Genomic DNA, 17,044 nt, shown 5'->3' with positions numbered 1-17,044 from the left:
ATGAAAGAAGATGAATGAACATAAATGTACTGATTTCAATCATTAAAAGCAGGTTGTTATATCTATTCAAGTTTTTTCATATACAGTAAGTAAACGACGAAAATATATGTTGGCTATTCCAGGTATTTTTAATATAAAGATACACATACTGTTAAAGAAAAAAATCAAATTTACCCTTCAAGAATATTAATATTTAATAACATAATTTTTGTATAAAATAAACTATATAAAATTTAAAGCTGATTTGATTATTCTTCATAATCATTGTTAAAAAACTTTAATTTTATAAAACCATATTTAAGGATATACTAAAAAAGTATTAATAAATACCAAATTTTAAATAATAATGGTAAAGAATTTTTAAATAATGAAATTTCTTACCAGATAGGAGATTGAATGATAAAAAAAAATAAGAGTAAAATAAAAGTAATCCCACTAGGAGGATTAGGAGAAATCGGAAAGAATATTACAGCTATAGAATATGCTGATGAAATAATTGTCATTGACTGTGGTTTAGCTTTCCCTGATACAGAGATGTATGGTATTGATTTAGTTATACCAGATATAACATACTTGTTAAATAATAGTGAGAAAGTAAAAGGTTTTGTTTTAACCCATGGACATGAAGATCATATTGGTGCACTCCCCTATATCTTAAAACAACTTAATGTACCAGTTTATGGAACAAAATTGACCTTAGGTCTAGTAAAAAGTAAACTGGAAGAACATAATATGCTTTCTGATTGTACTCTTGTTGAAGTTAAACCAAGAGAAGAAGTGAAAACTGAAAACTTCAGAGTTGAATTTATACGAACATGCCACAGTATATCAGATGCCTGTGCACTAGCTATACATACACCTGAAGGTATTATAGTTCATACTGGAGATTTTAAAATAGATTATACTCCTATAGATGGTGAATTAATAGATCTTCAGCGTTTTTCAAGGTTTGTAAAGCAAAAAGTACTGCTGTTAATGGCAGACAGTACAAATGTTGAACGCCCAGGTTATACCGTTTCAGAGAAGATTATAGGAGAAAACTTAACAAGAATTTTTGGAACTGCAAAGGGCAGAGTAATTGTTGCTTCCTTCGCATCAAATATTAATAGAGTTCAACAGATTATTAACTCCTCTTTATCTTATGGAAGAAAAATTGCCTTTAGTGGAAGAAGTATGGAGAAAATTTCTAATATCGCTATAGAGTTAGGTTATATGCATTTACCTGAAGATCAACTTATAAGTGTAGATGATATCAATAAATATCCTTCTGACAAAGTAACTATTATAACTACGGGAAGTCAAGGAGAACCAATGGCTGCACTTTCAAGAATTGCATACTCAAGCCATAAAAAAATCACTATTGAAAAAGGTGATTTAATAATTATTTCTGCTTCACCAATTCCAGGGAATCAAAGACTTATATCCAAAGTTATAGATGAACTTTTTAAGAAGGGAGCAGAAGTAATTTATAATGCTCTAGAAGAAGTTCATGTTTCAGGTCATGCTTGTCAGGAAGAACTAAAAATAATGCATACCTTAGTTAAGCCTAAATTTTTCATGCCTGTTCATGGTGAATATAGACACCTGAAGCAACATGAATTGTTAGCTAAAAAACTTGGTATGGATTCAAAAAATATATTTGTTTTAGAAACTGGTCAGGTATTAGAATTAAGCAGAAACAGTGCTAAAAAATCAGGGACAGTCACTTCAGGATCAATTATGGTAGATGGTCTTGGAATAGGCGATGTAGGCAATATAGTCCTTCGAGATAGAAAACATTTGTCACAGGATGGTATATTAACAGTGGTAGTTACAATAGATAAAGCGTCATCTAGTATAATTTCAGGACCTGAAATCATTACAAGAGGCTTTGTTTATGTAAAAGAATCTGGGAATTTATTAAATGAAGCAACCGCACTAGTAAAATCTGAGTTAGATACATGTATGGAGAAAAAAATTACAGAATGGTCAATAATAAAATCTAATATAAAACGCACCTTAGGGATATTCTTATATAATAAAACAGGAAGAAAGCCTATAATTTTACCAATAATTATGGAAATATAAATATATAAAACTATATTTTGTGTTAGGCGCATTCAAATAAATAACTAGTCAGTATGCTAGTCTATTTTGAATCCTACTGTGTCAACAGAACTCCCAGATAGCTCACTATCCTGATCACCTGTTTCCTTGCATGATTAAAAATATCCGTCGCATCTTTGACTTACTATTTATTTTCATATGCCTTATTCACTCATATTAGGCCAAATCTGGCAGTCTCTACAATTTTGTTGTAGAAACTGCCAGCTATAATTAACATTTAAAATTTTTCTATCAATTTATCAATTCTTCTCATTATAAACTTTTCAATTTCAACAATGATAAATATTCCAATTCCTATTAGTACAGGCAAAATCCATTGATATGGTTTTATAGGCACTGTACCGAAAATTTTATTCATAAAAGGTACATATGTTATTAAAAGCTGTAGTAATATAAGAACTCCAGATACTATAAACGCAGCTTTATTAGAAAAGAAATCTTTATTAAATGCAAAATTTCTTATATTTCTACTGTTGAATAAATGAAACATTTGGCTAATAACAATTATATGCAGTGTTACTGTTCGTACTTGCATTAATTCATAACCTCTATTTATAAGATTAACATTAATGAGTAAGGTTACTCCACCAATAAGTATGGATACAAACACAATCCTCCATACAAAATATCTATCAAGTAGTGGGGCTTTAGAATTTCTTGGTGGTCTTTTCATAGCTCCCTTTTCCATTTTTTCAAAAGCTAATGCCATAGATACGGTTATAGAAATAACCATGTTTAACCAAAGTACTTGAACTGGAGTAAGCGGTATAAGAGTTCCAAATAAAATGCTTGCAATTATCAAGAAAGCTTGTGCTCCATTTGTAGGCAATATAAAGAGAATTGTCTTTTTAAGGTTATCATATACTCTTCTTCCCTCTTCTACAGCATTGACAATAGTTCTAAAGTTATCATCTACAAGAACCACTTCTGAAGCATCTTTTGTAACTTCAGTCCCCTTTATACCCATGGCTATTCCTACATCTGCCCTTTTAAGAGCAGGAGCATCATTAACACCATCACCGGTCATGGCACAAATTTGTCCATGACTTTGAATTGCTTCCACCAATCTTAACTTATGCTTAGGGCTTGTTCTTCCAAATATGTTGTACTTGACAGCAGCTTCTTTCAATTCATTATCAGTCATAGCTTCAATTTCTTTTCCCTCTAAAGCCATATCAGCGTTCTTGATTCCCATTTGCTTACCAATAGCTTTAGCTGTATCAACATGATCTCCAGTGATCATTTTTACTGTTATACCAGCTTCACTACATTTTTCTATGGCTTCTATGGCTTCTTCTCTAGGTGGATCAATTATTCCTGCCAGACCTAAAAATATTATTTCTCCATTTAAATCATCGTGATCTATAGAAGTTACGTCCTTTGATACTTTTTTATAAGCAGCACCTATAACTCTCTTTCCTGTGCTGGCAAATTTCTTCATTTGTTTTTCCCAATATTCTCTGTTAAAACCTTTTTCTCCATTTTTACTAGCTTCTTTTTCAGCTATATCAAACAACCTATCTGGAGCTCCTTTTATATAGACTATATTTTTGCCGTTATCTTTAACTAATGTTGCCATATATTTATATTCTGAATCAAAAGGTATAGTGGCTTCTCTAGAAAGATTTTCTAATTTTTCATTAGACTTTTCTGCTAATGTAAGTAAGGCTCCTTCTGTAGGATCTCCATTAATAATCCATTCACCCTTATTGTCTTTCCCTAAATGTGAATCATTACAGCTTTTAAAACATAAAAGAGTATCTTTTAATGTAATATCATTTCCTATATTTATTTCTTTATTATTTTCAGTTATCTCTCCCTTTGGTGAATAGCCGCTGCCAGAAACCTCATAATAACCATCACTAGTAACCACTGCCTTTACTGTCATTTCATTTTTTGTAAGTGTTCCAGTCTTATCAGAACATATTGCGGAAACAGAACCTAAAGTTTCAACTGACGGTAAATTACGTATTATAGCTTTTCTCTTTGCCATATTTTCTACGCCAATAGCTAAAATAATGGATAGAATTGCTGGCAGTCCTTCTGGTATAGCCGCAACTGCAAGTCCTATAACTGAAAGTAGAAGTTCACTTGTTCCATAATCTCTAAAAAATGCTCCAAAGAAATATACTACTATGGCGATAATTACAATAGAAACTGATATAGTTTTACCAAATTTTGAAGTCTGTCTAATAAGTGGTGTAGTTATCTTTTTTACATCACACAGCATTTTATTTATTTTACCAATTTCAGTATCTTTACCCGTTGCTATTACTACACCAAGTCCTGTACCTGCACTAACTGCAGTACCAGAAAAGACCATATTAGTTCTATCTCCAAGCACTGAATTTTCATCAATGACATCAACGCTCTTTTCTACTGCTGTAGATTCGCCTGTTAATGCTGATTCTTCTACTTTTAAGTTAACTGTTTTAATAAGTCTCATATCTGCTGGTATTTTATCTCCAGGATTTAATATAACAATATCACCAACTACTAAATCTGCTGAATCTATTTCTATTCTTTTACCGTCTCTCATTACATGTGCTCTAAGAGATAACATATTTTTTATTCCTTCAAGAGCTCTTTCTGCTTTATTCTCTTGTAAAAAACCTATAACTCCATTTATAACAACAACTCCAATTATTACTCCTGTATCAACAAAATGCCTTAAAGCAGCTGCTATTACAGCACATCCTAGAAGTACAAAAATAAGTACATCATTAAACTGCTTTAGAAACTTTATAAAAGGACTTTCCTTTTTACCTTCTGGAAGTAGATTCTTACCAAATTCTTCAATCCTATTTTGAGCTTCTTTTTCTGTTATTCCCTTCAAGTCATTAGTTTCTAAACAACCTATTACTTCGTCAGAAGTCATACTATGCCAATTTTTATTTGCTAATCCATATCTATTTTTCATAAAACATCCTCCTTATTTTTCTATAAAATCTCCTTTCACTTTTAATATAAATTATCTGCATTAATTATATTTAAAATACCTAATTTACTATGTTTTTTAATAAATATATAAGTAAATAATGTATTTTATATAGTGTATTTATAAATGAATCTTACTTAGTGGTAGTTTGTGCTCCTGCTAAGTTTAGATTAATTATCCAATGACATAATGTTATCTCTATCTTGTAAAAGAGGGAGCATTACAGCAACTAGTTACTGGATAAAATATTAATATTTCAAATAAGTTTTTATATACTATTTTATGTAGTTTATATTATTAATATAACAATTTTCTTTTACTATATCAAGTTATTCTTATACTTTCATTAAAGAAGTTATTATTTGAATTATCGTTATTGCCAATAATATAGAAAAAGAGCTATTGATAGCTATTTAAAAAATTGCTAATACAACAGCTCCATAATTTTTAAGAATTATAAGTTACTTTTTTTGATTTCCTTGTAAACATTAATCCTGATAGTATCGATGTTGCTGGTGCAACTAGCACCAGTCCAAAGCTTCCAACTAATGTATGAAGTATTTCCGCTGAAACATAGGTCATATTTAAAATATTTATAACTGGAGTTCCTTGAGCCATAAATACCATCAACATAGCAGTATATCCTCCTGAATATGCCAAGAGGAGCGTTGTAGCCATTGTTCCAATTACCGCTCTTGACACTGAAAAACCTGACTTTATAGCTTTAGACATATGTATTTTAGGATTAATTGATACAATCTCATATACTGCAGCTGATATATCCATTGCTACATCCATTAATGCACCTGAAGATGCAATAAATATTCCTGCTAAAAAAATCCTGGTTATATTAAGATTACCATATCCTGAATAGAGTAATGTTTCTGAAAAAGGAACTACTGCACCATGTAAATTAAACTCTTTACCGAAAAAAAGTGACAGTATACATGTAGCAACCATGCCTATAAAAGCTCCTAAAAAAGCAACCAATGATTTTTTATTTAACCCACCAACTAGATAAATAGTTACTGCCATTATTATTGTAGTTATAATTAAAGATATAACTATAGGATCATATCCCTTTAAAAAGGATGGTATTAAAATCTTCCATATAGCAAGAATAGTAAATATAAAAGATATAACTGTCTTAACTCCAGTTATTCCAGCAAATGCAATAAGAATCAGAATGAAAATAAAAAAAAGAATAGCTTCAATATTAATCCTGTAATGATCAATTATATTAACAAAAACAACTTCATCTCCTTGATGATCTATAACAACCAGTGCTTTATCACCTACACTGAACATTTTATCAAGTTCAAGCTGTCCTTTTAAATTATTAGTAGAATTAAACTCTTTCCCCTTAAATTCACCTTGAAGAATTCTAACTTTGACCTGTTGAACTCCAGTTTTAACTATCCCTCTTTGCTCAAGCTGAGAATTATCTACTGAAATTACAAGTGCCTTACTCCTTATACTTTTATTATAATTATCCTCAAAACCAGTTGGTATAAAGAATAATATTACAGTAACAACTATCATTATTAAAATAATTGTTATATCTTGGTTTAACCTAATCTTCATTATATATCCCTTTCCTTAGCCATTTTCATATATGTAGCAACTTTTACCCTTTATGTATTTTTGAGATTCCTTAAAAATATGCGGGTCAACCTTATGTTGCTCCCGCATAGAAAAATATTATTCTGTTTTTAAATCTAAAATTGATGTCATTTTCTTAAATATATCAGTATTATCATAATATCCATTGAAAATTTCTTGTCCTTTTCCAATTGCAAAAACTGGCACCGGAACTCCAGTATGTGCATAGGAAGTAAAACCTACTCCTGCTTTATGGGCCATAATATGAGTTAATGTCATAGTCAAAGGATCATATCCACCATATAAAAGCTTTGCTTGTTCATCTTTTGATCTTTCTGAAGACTCAAGCATACTTTGACTTAAAGCTGTCTTTAAATCATCCATATCTTTTGGACTTAGTGCCATACCTATCTTGCTGGCTGCATCTTTATCTGGAGACTTACTGTCCGTAGCTTTCTTATATAAGTCATTATAAGTTGCCGCATCCATTGCTTCAAGGCCATAGTATTGTTTTATAATTGGAAGTAAATCTTCGATTTTGGCATTTTCAGGAGTATGACCATTTTTTCTATAATCTTCAACCTTTTTTGTAAACTCATCATAAGATATTGATTGTTTACTTAATTTATCAAAGAAGGTTGAATAATCTGTACCAGCAAAACCTATACCAAGACCTCCCGTTTCATGGTCTCCAGTAACAATTATTAAAGTTTCATCCTTATGTTTATTATAAAAGTCTTTAGCCTTTTGTATTGATTCATCATAAGAAATTACTTCCTTAATTGATGTAGCAGCATCATTGGCATGACCTGCCCAGTCGACTTTTCCACCTTCAATCATCATAAAGAATCCCTTGTCATTATCAAGAACTTCTATACCTTTTTGTGTAAACTCAGCTAAAGAAATTCCCTCAGTGTTTTTATTTATTGCATAGGGCAATGCCTTCTCATTATCTAAAACAGGACTTACAGCTATAACTTTATCTGATTTTGAATTTAATTTTGTAAACTCACTTTTACTATTAATAACCCTGTATCCGTTTTTCTTTGCCTCTTCAAATGCATCTGATTTATCTTTATTTTTTCCAGTTGATGCTAAAAATCCACCGCCTGCAAAGTAATTAAAATCACTTTTTCCTAATTCCAATTCTATATCATAATAATTACTTCTTGTTGGCTGATGTGCATAAAAACTTGCTGGTGTAGCATGATCAAGAGAAACAGAAGATACAATACCAATTTTCATACCTTCTTTTTTTGCCATTTCTGCAATTGAAGTGAATTTTTTTGTTTTATCTTTATCCATATTAATGACGCCAGTTAGAGTTTTATTACCTGATGCTATCGCTGTACCAGCAGAAGCTGAATCTGTGATAAAACTTCCAGCATCATAGGTAGTAGCCATTCCCTGAGATGGAAACTGAGTAAAAGTAAGTTTTGAATTTTCAGGAGTGTTTGTATTTTTTAATTTTCCTAAATAGTTCTCTGCAGCCGTTATCTGAGGCATTGCCATTCCATCACCTATAAATAGGAATACATACTTTGGTTTTTTACCCGAGTAAGTATTTGTATTTGCTGCTTTTGATTTTTGTGTATCACAACCTGTGAATAAACTTGTAATCATCATTAATACACACATTGTAACAATAATCCATATTTTTTTATTTTTCATTTTGTTCCCCCCTAATATATGTACCACGTAATAATATCTCTTCTATATTAATTTCGTATTATCCTTACGTTAATATATATTAACACTTACTTAACATTTTGTTAGAAAAGTTCATTACAATTACACAATCCATATAAATCCAATTAATGAAAATATATTAAAGCACCATAAAAATTTATTAACTATCAATAAATTTTTATGGTGCTTTGTTTATTACCTATTTATTAATTCAGTATGCTAGTCTTTCACTTGTTATTTATTTTCAAATGCCTTGTAATTTTTGTGTCCTCCAGAAAGATTGTAAACTTTCTTAAAGCCACTATTTATTAATATATTTTGTGCTGCATTTCCCGTTACTCCCTTATTACAGTAAGTAACACAAATCTTATCCTTATTTAAATTTTTAACATTATCTCTAAATTCTCCGTGAGGTATACTTATGGCATTTTCCACATGAGCCTCTTCGTATTGTCTCTTTACTCTGGCATCTATTACTGTTACATCCTCTCCAGATTTCCTCAGTTCATTGAGTTCTTTTGGCGTTATCAATTTTCTGCCTCTATTCATTGCATTATCCAAAATCATGCCAGTATACATTACAGGGTCTTTTGTGGTAGAAAAAGGAGGTGCATAGGCCAAGTCCAGATGAAATAGATCTTCTGCCTTTGCTCCGAAGGTTATGGCTGTAACAAACACATCAATTCTCTTATCTACTCCAGTGTATCCAACAATTTGAGCTCCCAAAATTTTTCCTGTATTCTTATCAGCCACAGCCTTAATAACCATCTCTTTTCCATGATAGTATGCTGGTTTATCAGGCTTAATATTATGGCAAACTACTGTATCAAAGCCTTCACTTTGTGCCTCTTTTTCTGTAAATCCCGTCTGTGCAACTGTCATATCAAACACCTTAAATATTCCAGTACCAAGAATACCTCTAAACTCAAGGCTTCCTCCCGTAAGCTGATCTCCCGATATTCTACCCATTTTATTTGCAGTTGATCCCAGCGGCCTGTATAGAGACTTTTCATTTATAACAGAAAAGCTCTCAGTACAATCACCACAGGCATATATATCTTTTATATTGGTCATCATTTTTGTATTTACTCTTATTGAGCCTTTAGCCCCAAGCTCTATTCCAGCATTCTTAGCAAGCTCTGTATTAGGTTTTACTCCAATAGACATTATAACAAAATCTGTATCTAACACTTTACCACTTTCTAAAACTACTTCACTGATAAAAGGTTCTCCCTTTAACTCAGCTACGGAATCCCCTAAAATCAAATTAATATCCTTACTTTTTAAATATTTTTCAACATATACAGCCATATCACTATCAAGTCCTGGAGTAACCTGATCTAGTCTCTCTATAAGAGTAACCTGAATTCCAAGTCTCTTTAAATTCTCTGTCATTTCAAGACCAATAAATCCCGTCCCTACTATCACTGCTGACTTAGGCTTGTGACTTAAAATATATTCCTTTATCTTATCTGCTTGCATAACATTTCTCAGATAGAATACATTGCTCTTTTCTGCGCCTTTTATATCAGGTACTATAGGCTTTGCTCCCGTAGCGATAACTAATTTATCATACCTTTCATCAAACACATTATTAGTATCTAAGTTTTTTATAGTCAAAATCTTCTGATCAGTATTTATTTTTAAAACTTCATGTCTTCTAAATACATCTACATTGTATTTTTTCTTGAAAAATTCTGCATTTCTTGGAGTTAATTCATCTCTATCCTGTATTTCTTCACCTATATAGTAAGGCAAGCCACAGCCAGAATAGGATATGTCATAATCCATATCGTATATTTTTATTTCTGCCTTTTCATCATTTCTTCTTGCCTTTGCAGCAGCAGAAGTTCCTGCCGCTACAGCACCTATTATAAGAATGTTCATCAATCTTTCCTCCCTGTTAGGTCTACATTTTACTTTTTTGCTCCCCATTCAAAACATTGCTTAAAGTAATCTTTAAAATAATTGCATAATTAACTTATTTCTATAGATATCGAATTTCATAATTGAATATTACTAATTATACGCATATGTTGCATACTGTATTTTAAAAACATAAATTTATATTTCAAGTTGGATATCTATAATCATATACCTATATATTTTAATTTTCCTTTTTTAAACCAAAGTATTTCCTTCCCCACATCAATGCTACATGTACAAGTCCAATCATTACAGGCACTTCAATTAATGGTCCTATAACTGCAGTAAAGGCTTCTTTAGACTCAATACCAAACACCGCCACAGCTACTGCTATGGCAAGTTCAAAATTGTTACTTGCAGCAGTAAAAGATAAACTTACTGTTTTGTGATAATCTATTTTTGATCTATAGCTTATATAGAAGGAAACAGCAAACATAATAACAAAATATATAATCAATGGAATTGCAATTCTTACAACATCCATTGGCAGCTCTATAATATACTTTCCCTTAAAAGTAAACATTATAACTATGGTAAATAGTAATGCTATTAGTGCTAGAGGACTTATCTTAGGTATAAATTTTTTAGTATACCATTCTGTTCCTTTCATAGGTTCTAAAAGTAATCTGGTAAGCATACCTCCAATAAATGGAATACCAAGATAAATTATTACTGAATGAGCTACTTCACCCATAGAAATATGCACCTGCATCCCCTGAAGTCCTATAGCTTTTGGTAATACCGTAATGAATATATAAGCAAATATCGAATAAAATACTACCTGAAATATGGAGTTAACTGCCACTAGTGCCGCTGCATATTCATTATCTCCATCTGCTAAGCTGTTCCACACAATAACCATAGCAATACATCTGGCAAGACCTATAAGAATTAGGCCCACCATAAAAGGCGGATAATTTCTAAGAAAGACAACAGCTAAAACAAACATTAGTACTGGTCCTATAAGCCAATTCTGTATTAATGAAAGGCCTAATACTTTTGGATTACGAAAAACCTTTCCTAGTTCCCTATAATTGACTTTAGCAAGAGGCGGATACATCATAACTATAAGACCTATAGCTATGGGAATAGAAGTTGTACCCACGGATAAACTTGACAATAAATTAGACATACCAGGTAAAGCCCAACCTAAAAATATGCCTACTGCCATGGCAATAAAAATCCATAAGGTTAAATAACGATCGAGACATGATAATTTTAATGATTTAGTACTCATAATGATACCTACCTTTCTTTATTAAATTGAAAAAGCTTGTTATATTCATATGATTATATTCAATTTTAATCATATGAGAGACTATATTAATTAGCAATAATTATATTAAATATTTAGCATATATTTAACATAGGTTAAATTCCTTTTCTTCTACTCTATTTTGCAGGATCATTACAAAAGCATACTTTCCCAGCTTTTAAATCATCGCAATTTAAACCACTGCACTTATATTTTTTCAATCTTTCATAATCAATTTGACATTGCTGAAGTTTAATAGTTTCCTTTTCTATAATTTCTTTTATAAACGGATATTCTGCTATAATATTTTCATTTATCCTATAATATACATATTTAGTTACTTTATAATAGTCAAGTATTTTAGCATTAGTCAGCTTTGTTAAATGCCTTGACACATTTGACTGTGTAATATTAAGTATTTCTTCAAGTTCACAAACACACAGTTCACCACTCTTAAGTATATTTAATATTCTTAAACGGGTTTCATCTGATAATGCCTTCATCACTTGTATTAAATTCAACTGTTGTTTCCTCCTTCAATAAACTTTGATTTTCTTCAATATACTTCACTGATTCTTTTCATCAAATTTAGAACATATCATATTCATATATTCAATTATAATCATATAATGATTATTTGTAAATTAGAAGGGCTAAAAAACCATTAAGTTAGTTTTTCAGCCTGATGGCATATTTATTCATACTGCCTTATTAATTTTTTATTTGGCGTAAGACGTTCAATTATTTCATCACATCTATATTTAAATCACTTTCCTTATTACTTTTTTCTAAAATATCTACCAATATTTCTACTGCACCACTAACAAATTGTTCGCAGTTTTTATGTGCTCTGGTTTACTCCATTTTATTAATTTAATTCGTTGTGCTACATTAGTATAATTTCTATAAATATACATTAAGGATATATCTCTTTATTTTTTCCTACTGTGTCAATATAGTAACCTTACTGTACTCAGTTATCTTAAATCTATACTCTCCTTTTGCATCTTTTCCCACTATTCTAATTTTAGTTGTTCCTTTCTTCAATTCTATTTTTTCACCTTTATCAGACTTAGTATCTTGAATTTCTTTGACGTTATTATCTGGGGTAACTAATACTAATTTAAATTTACCATTGATAATATTTGACGAATAATTTATAATTACATATCCATCATCCCCAGAAGATGTAATATTGGCAAGAGTACGTATACCATAAAAATCGCCGAAATTTTCTTCTATTTTGCCATTTGAATTACTTTTTTTAGCATCTGTTTCATTAAAGCTATCAGAACTAGTAACAATTTTACTATTATCATCATATATACTTTTCTGCTGATTATCTAGTTTCCCCTCACAACCTATTAAAGTAACAAATACAATAATTAAAGTTAAAATTATATTTACTTTTTTAATCATTTTTATCCCCCTAACTCAATAATTTAATATTCTCTTTTTATTATATCTCATATTTCTAAGAATATATAAAAACGTAATAAAAAGTTTGTGTCAAGTTTACGTTGGCACTTTTCTTATCTAAATTTTACCATTATAATTTAATCAAATTTTTTATATTAAAAGGGTTTTGTTTTTTAGCCCGAAAGGGCGTATTTTCCCCTTGTATTTTATTACCATTTCTTTCTTACCTATAAACTAATTCACTAAAACATCTATCTTCAAAAATTCTTCTTATTGCTTTTCTTCCGTTAGTTATGGCGGAGCCTGTAAATGGGACCTTACCCTTGTGTACAGCATATGTTTTAGATTTAGAAATATTTTTATTTACTTCAGCAGCTGATAAAACTATTATTTCTTCAATTTTATCAAATTTTTCTTTGGTCAAAACACTATTGCATAGTTCATCTAAGCTCTTATAAAGTCTATTACTAAATCTCTCTGCTTGTATTTTAGCCATATTTTCTGCACCACTAATTGACCAGCTCATTTTTCTGCCTTTCATTCGTTGAGCCAATACATCACATATATTATGTTCCATAGTACCCAAATGTCTATATTCAAGCCCTTCGGGCGGTTCTGGCAGCTTTATGTCTTCCCTAAGATGATATGGTATTAATCCTTCTTTATTATTTACAAAGTAATTGTACAAATTAGATAATTTCTTCATTTCTTTTTCATCAGCATTATTTTTTATCATTAATTGTTCTATACTATTCAAGCTTTCAGATACTTTCCCTTTGTGTAATAAATCTATAAGTTTTTTTGCTTCTTGTTTATCATTTACTGCTCTCAAAACGGCTTGACTCTTGTGAAAAGGATCAAGTTGATAATATATACCTTCGTCTTCAATACTTGCCTTTATCCAGGCTGCGCCATCACCATTTATTATACGAGTATCTATTTCATCCACGTTATACACTTCTTCAACTGTAGCTTTTGATAACTCTTTAAAAGTCTTAGCATCTCCAAAACTTGCACAGACTAATTTATTTTCTACAACATATTCATTTTTACTAGAATGACGCTTTTTCCAGCCTTCATAACTTATACCTAACTTCAATTCTTTTTTCTTGTTTTTACCCTTTACAGGCTTATTTTTACCTTGAATATTCAGCCATATTCCATCCTGTTCTTGAAAAAGCACCTTGACTTCTTTTGCTCCAGAAAGTTTTCCTTGTTTGCTAAGCTCAACCTTTCTTGCATCTCTTTCTTTAAGCTTTTCTCCAAAACCTTGCACAACATTCCACACTGCCGTGTGACTGACATCTTGATTACACATGAGCTTTATATTATTAGCTGTCTTTCTATATGAAATTTCAGTAACATTACTCAAAATATTTTCAACAAGGTTCATAGACATATGTCCTATAGTATCCATTTCTAAATACTCATCTAAGAGGTATTTATACGCTTTTTTACCGCCATCAACTCTATATTCATAAATTCGTCTGTCAATTTCTACATTGCCCATAATAGTCTTTATGCAAGTATGCCTTTTTCCTTTATCCCGTAGGGAACTGGTATCTCTTTCATCCATCAATCTTTTATCAATCTGATCTAAAGTTTCTCTCATGATACTACAAGCTAAATTACACACATATTCATATATTTTCTTCTCTAGTCCCTTGAAAGTTATGTTCTCATCATTTAAACTTATCTTATACATAATTTATCCCACCTAATGTTTTTCTTGTCAATTAACATTATAATGGATAATTTATGTATTGGGGATGCTTTCGCATCTCCTTTTATATTTTTCGTAGTATTTAATAACTCTTTTGCCTACAAAAATTATACACTAAGTGACAGTTATAAAATCTTTTAAATCTTCTATAATTGTGATAGAATCATTGTTATAAATCTCTAGCATATATGTTTCCTACTTCATTGAATTGGTTGTGCTTTTCAATGATAGGTTAACACATCATGCTGGAGGTTTTCTATTTGTAAATCTTGCTAGTGATTTAACTATCACAACAGGTTAAGTTAATTATAAAATACATATCAATGTAATTTTCATTCGTTATTAAAATGTTATAACCGGAACGAATGATTAATTATCTTAATAATTTTAAATTGTTCATCAATCATCCCTTGGAAATAAGGAATTTTAGTTTTATACTTCATATATATATCATTACATTTATTTAAACTAGTTGCCATATCTTTAACATGCTCATAAAAAAAACTTTCTAAATAGCATTTTAATATTTCATTATTATCATTACTTTTAATATGTTGGAGAGCAGCGTATGTATAATAATTAAATTGGTTACTATCTAAATCTTCTTTTATATCTTTAAAATCATCAAGTAATTGTATATAAATATTAAAATAATCAAGCATTTTATTTATTTCTCTAAAATCCTCAATATTATTATTTTCAATAGCCATTGATAGAACAAATAATTTTGATAATGATGCTTTACCAGCACAAATATCAAAATACATTTTTTTTGTAAAAACTTTATTATGATTGTTTTTTATATTATTTTCGTTTAGTATAGCATGAAAATATTCTTTGTTAAAATTTTCAAAATAATTCCAAAAATCACTTTTCTTATTGTACCCATAGCTTAATTCTTTAATTAAGTAATTACCTAATAAATATTTCTCTATAATATACTCTGTATTTAACTTAGTATTTTCTAAAATTTTATCAATAAATACTATATGATCAACATAAATATTAGACAGCGCTGATAACTTATAACATAGTTTTTTATTAATTGGAAAAAGACTATTAAATATATACGGATATCTATAATAAATATCACTATATGTAATAATAGAATTTTCAATATTATATTTACATCTAAGTGTTTTATAATAATTATTTAGCAAGTATTCATTATTCACATATATCACCCTATTATATTAGCATAATCCATATAAACTTTATGAAGCATTTATTTATACTTAAATATGTATGTATATTACTTGAAAACTATGCCTAAAAATTTGACTTATATTTTTTAATAATTAGCTTTTATAAACTCTTTAATATATTTTTCTTTCCCATAAATATATTTTATTTCTTTTAATTGCCTAATCTTGTTACATCCTAATAACATCATAAGAACTTTTATATTTTCTTTCATGTTAATCAGATAATCTTCAGCATTTTTGTATCCACCTGTTACTAATCTTCTTAAGATTTCGCCACTAATTCCAACGCAGCTTGCCCCAAGTATTAACGATTTTATTACGTGAATTGGTTTTCTTACCCCTCCACTTGAAAATATTGTCAGATTGCTATCTGCTTCGTTACATAAAATTATTGAATCTAGAGTTGGAATACCCCATGATTCTAAAGTATCATAACTATAATTGACATTTCTTTTATTTTCTATTTTTATAAAATTAGTACCACCTCTACCTCCAACATCAATATATTTAACTCCAATACTTGATAATCTTTTCGCTACATCATAGCTTATACCTGTTCCTATTTCTTTAATAATTATTGGTCTATTACATTTACTAATTATTTTTTCTATATTATAAATTGTGCCTTTAAAATTCTTTTCTCCCTCATTCATAAGTATTTCTTGTGAAGCATTTAGATGCAATTGAATAGCATCAGCGTTAATCATTTCTATAGCTTTTGACACATCATTATAATCAGAATTAGCACTTAAGTTTGAAATAACAATTCCATTACCTATTATTTTTCTTACTTTTGTAAATGACTCAATATATTCTTTATCATTAAGACAAATTTTTTGCGATCCTACAGCCATAGGAATATTAAATTTTTGAGACAATAAAGCCAATTTTTCATTAATTTCTAATGATTCTTTAGTACCACCAGTAATAGCATTTATCATTATTGGCAAATCACAACTTTTTTCAAATAAATTAATTTTCATATTTATATCATTATAATCTATCTCTGGAAGAGAATTATTAAAAAGTATCATTTCTTTAAAAAAATCATTATTAGTTTTTAAATCTAAAAAACAATCCAAATGTTCCTTTTTTCTTATTTTCCTCATTTCGTCATTTTTCATCATTATATAATTCTCCTTAAGCTATAAAATAAGTTTTATTATTTAAAACTTATTTTA

General features: G+C 29.6%; 11 protein-coding genes. 1 reads left to right on the top strand and 10 read right to left on the bottom strand.

Annotated features, from left to right (window positions below):
- The first annotated feature begins 396 nt into the window (after positions 1–396).
- Positions 397–2,067, top strand: coding sequence for a ribonuclease J (locus tag CLPA_RS02355; RefSeq protein WP_004455173.1), 1,671 nt, complete (start codon positions 397–399; stop codon positions 2,065–2,067).
- 256 nt (positions 2,068–2,323) lie between these two features.
- On the opposite strand, the gene CLPA_RS02350 is transcribed toward CLPA_RS02355, so the two are convergent.
- The 10 genes from CLPA_RS02350 to fni form a co-directional block, all read right to left on the bottom strand.
- Positions 2,324–5,026 (bottom strand): cation-transporting P-type ATPase, encoded by a 2,703-nt coding sequence (locus CLPA_RS02350; RefSeq protein WP_004455172.1) that lies wholly within the window; start codon positions 5,024–5,026, stop codon positions 2,324–2,326.
- A gap of 465 nt (positions 5,027–5,491) precedes the next feature.
- Positions 5,492–6,628, bottom strand: a complete 1,137-nt coding sequence (locus CLPA_RS02345; protein ID WP_004455171.1) for a YibE/F family protein — start codon at positions 6,626–6,628, stop codon at positions 5,492–5,494.
- A gap of 117 nt (positions 6,629–6,745) precedes the next feature.
- Positions 6,746–8,317, bottom strand: a complete 1,572-nt coding sequence (locus tag CLPA_RS02340) for an alkaline phosphatase (protein WP_004455170.1) — start codon at positions 8,315–8,317, stop codon at positions 6,746–6,748.
- A gap of 252 nt (positions 8,318–8,569) precedes the next feature.
- Positions 8,570–10,222, bottom strand: coding sequence for an FAD-dependent oxidoreductase (locus CLPA_RS02335; protein ID WP_004455169.1), 1,653 nt, complete (start codon positions 10,220–10,222; stop codon positions 8,570–8,572).
- A gap of 220 nt (positions 10,223–10,442) precedes the next feature.
- Positions 10,443–11,498 carry an ACR3 family arsenite efflux transporter gene (gene arsB, locus CLPA_RS02330; RefSeq protein ID WP_004455168.1) on the bottom strand — a complete coding sequence of 352 codons (1,056 nt, stop codon included), beginning with the start codon at positions 11,496–11,498 and terminating at the stop codon, positions 10,443–10,445.
- 155 nt (positions 11,499–11,653) lie between these two features.
- A complete protein-coding gene (locus CLPA_RS02325) occupies positions 11,654–12,037 on the bottom strand; it encodes an ArsR/SmtB family transcription factor (protein WP_004455167.1) in 384 nt (127 codons plus the stop codon).
- Between the two features lie 421 nt (positions 12,038–12,458).
- Positions 12,459–12,935, bottom strand: coding sequence for a hypothetical protein (locus CLPA_RS02320; RefSeq protein WP_004455166.1), 477 nt, complete (start codon positions 12,933–12,935; stop codon positions 12,459–12,461).
- 223 nt (positions 12,936–13,158) lie between these two features.
- Positions 13,159–14,640 (bottom strand): ISLre2 family transposase, encoded by a 1,482-nt coding sequence (locus CLPA_RS02315; protein WP_004455165.1) that lies wholly within the window; start codon positions 14,638–14,640, stop codon positions 13,159–13,161.
- A 368-nt stretch (positions 14,641–15,008) separates the two neighbouring features.
- Complete coding sequence (locus tag CLPA_RS02310; protein WP_004455164.1) at positions 15,009–15,833, bottom strand: hypothetical protein; 825 nt, start codon at positions 15,831–15,833, stop codon at positions 15,009–15,011.
- Between the two features lie 116 nt (positions 15,834–15,949).
- Positions 15,950–16,990, bottom strand: a complete 1,041-nt coding sequence (fni, locus tag CLPA_RS02305; RefSeq protein ID WP_004455163.1) for a type 2 isopentenyl-diphosphate Delta-isomerase — start codon at positions 16,988–16,990, stop codon at positions 15,950–15,952.
- Positions 16,991–17,044: the final 54 nt, after the last annotated feature.

It is taken from the genome of Clostridium pasteurianum DSM 525 = ATCC 6013 (assembly GCF_000807255.1).
In the GTDB taxonomy this organism is placed as follows: Bacteria; Bacillota; Clostridia; order Clostridiales; family Clostridiaceae; genus Clostridium_I; species Clostridium_I pasteurianum.
The sequence above is the reverse complement of the archived record's forward strand: the minus strand, read 5'-3'. Positions and strand labels throughout refer to the sequence as shown.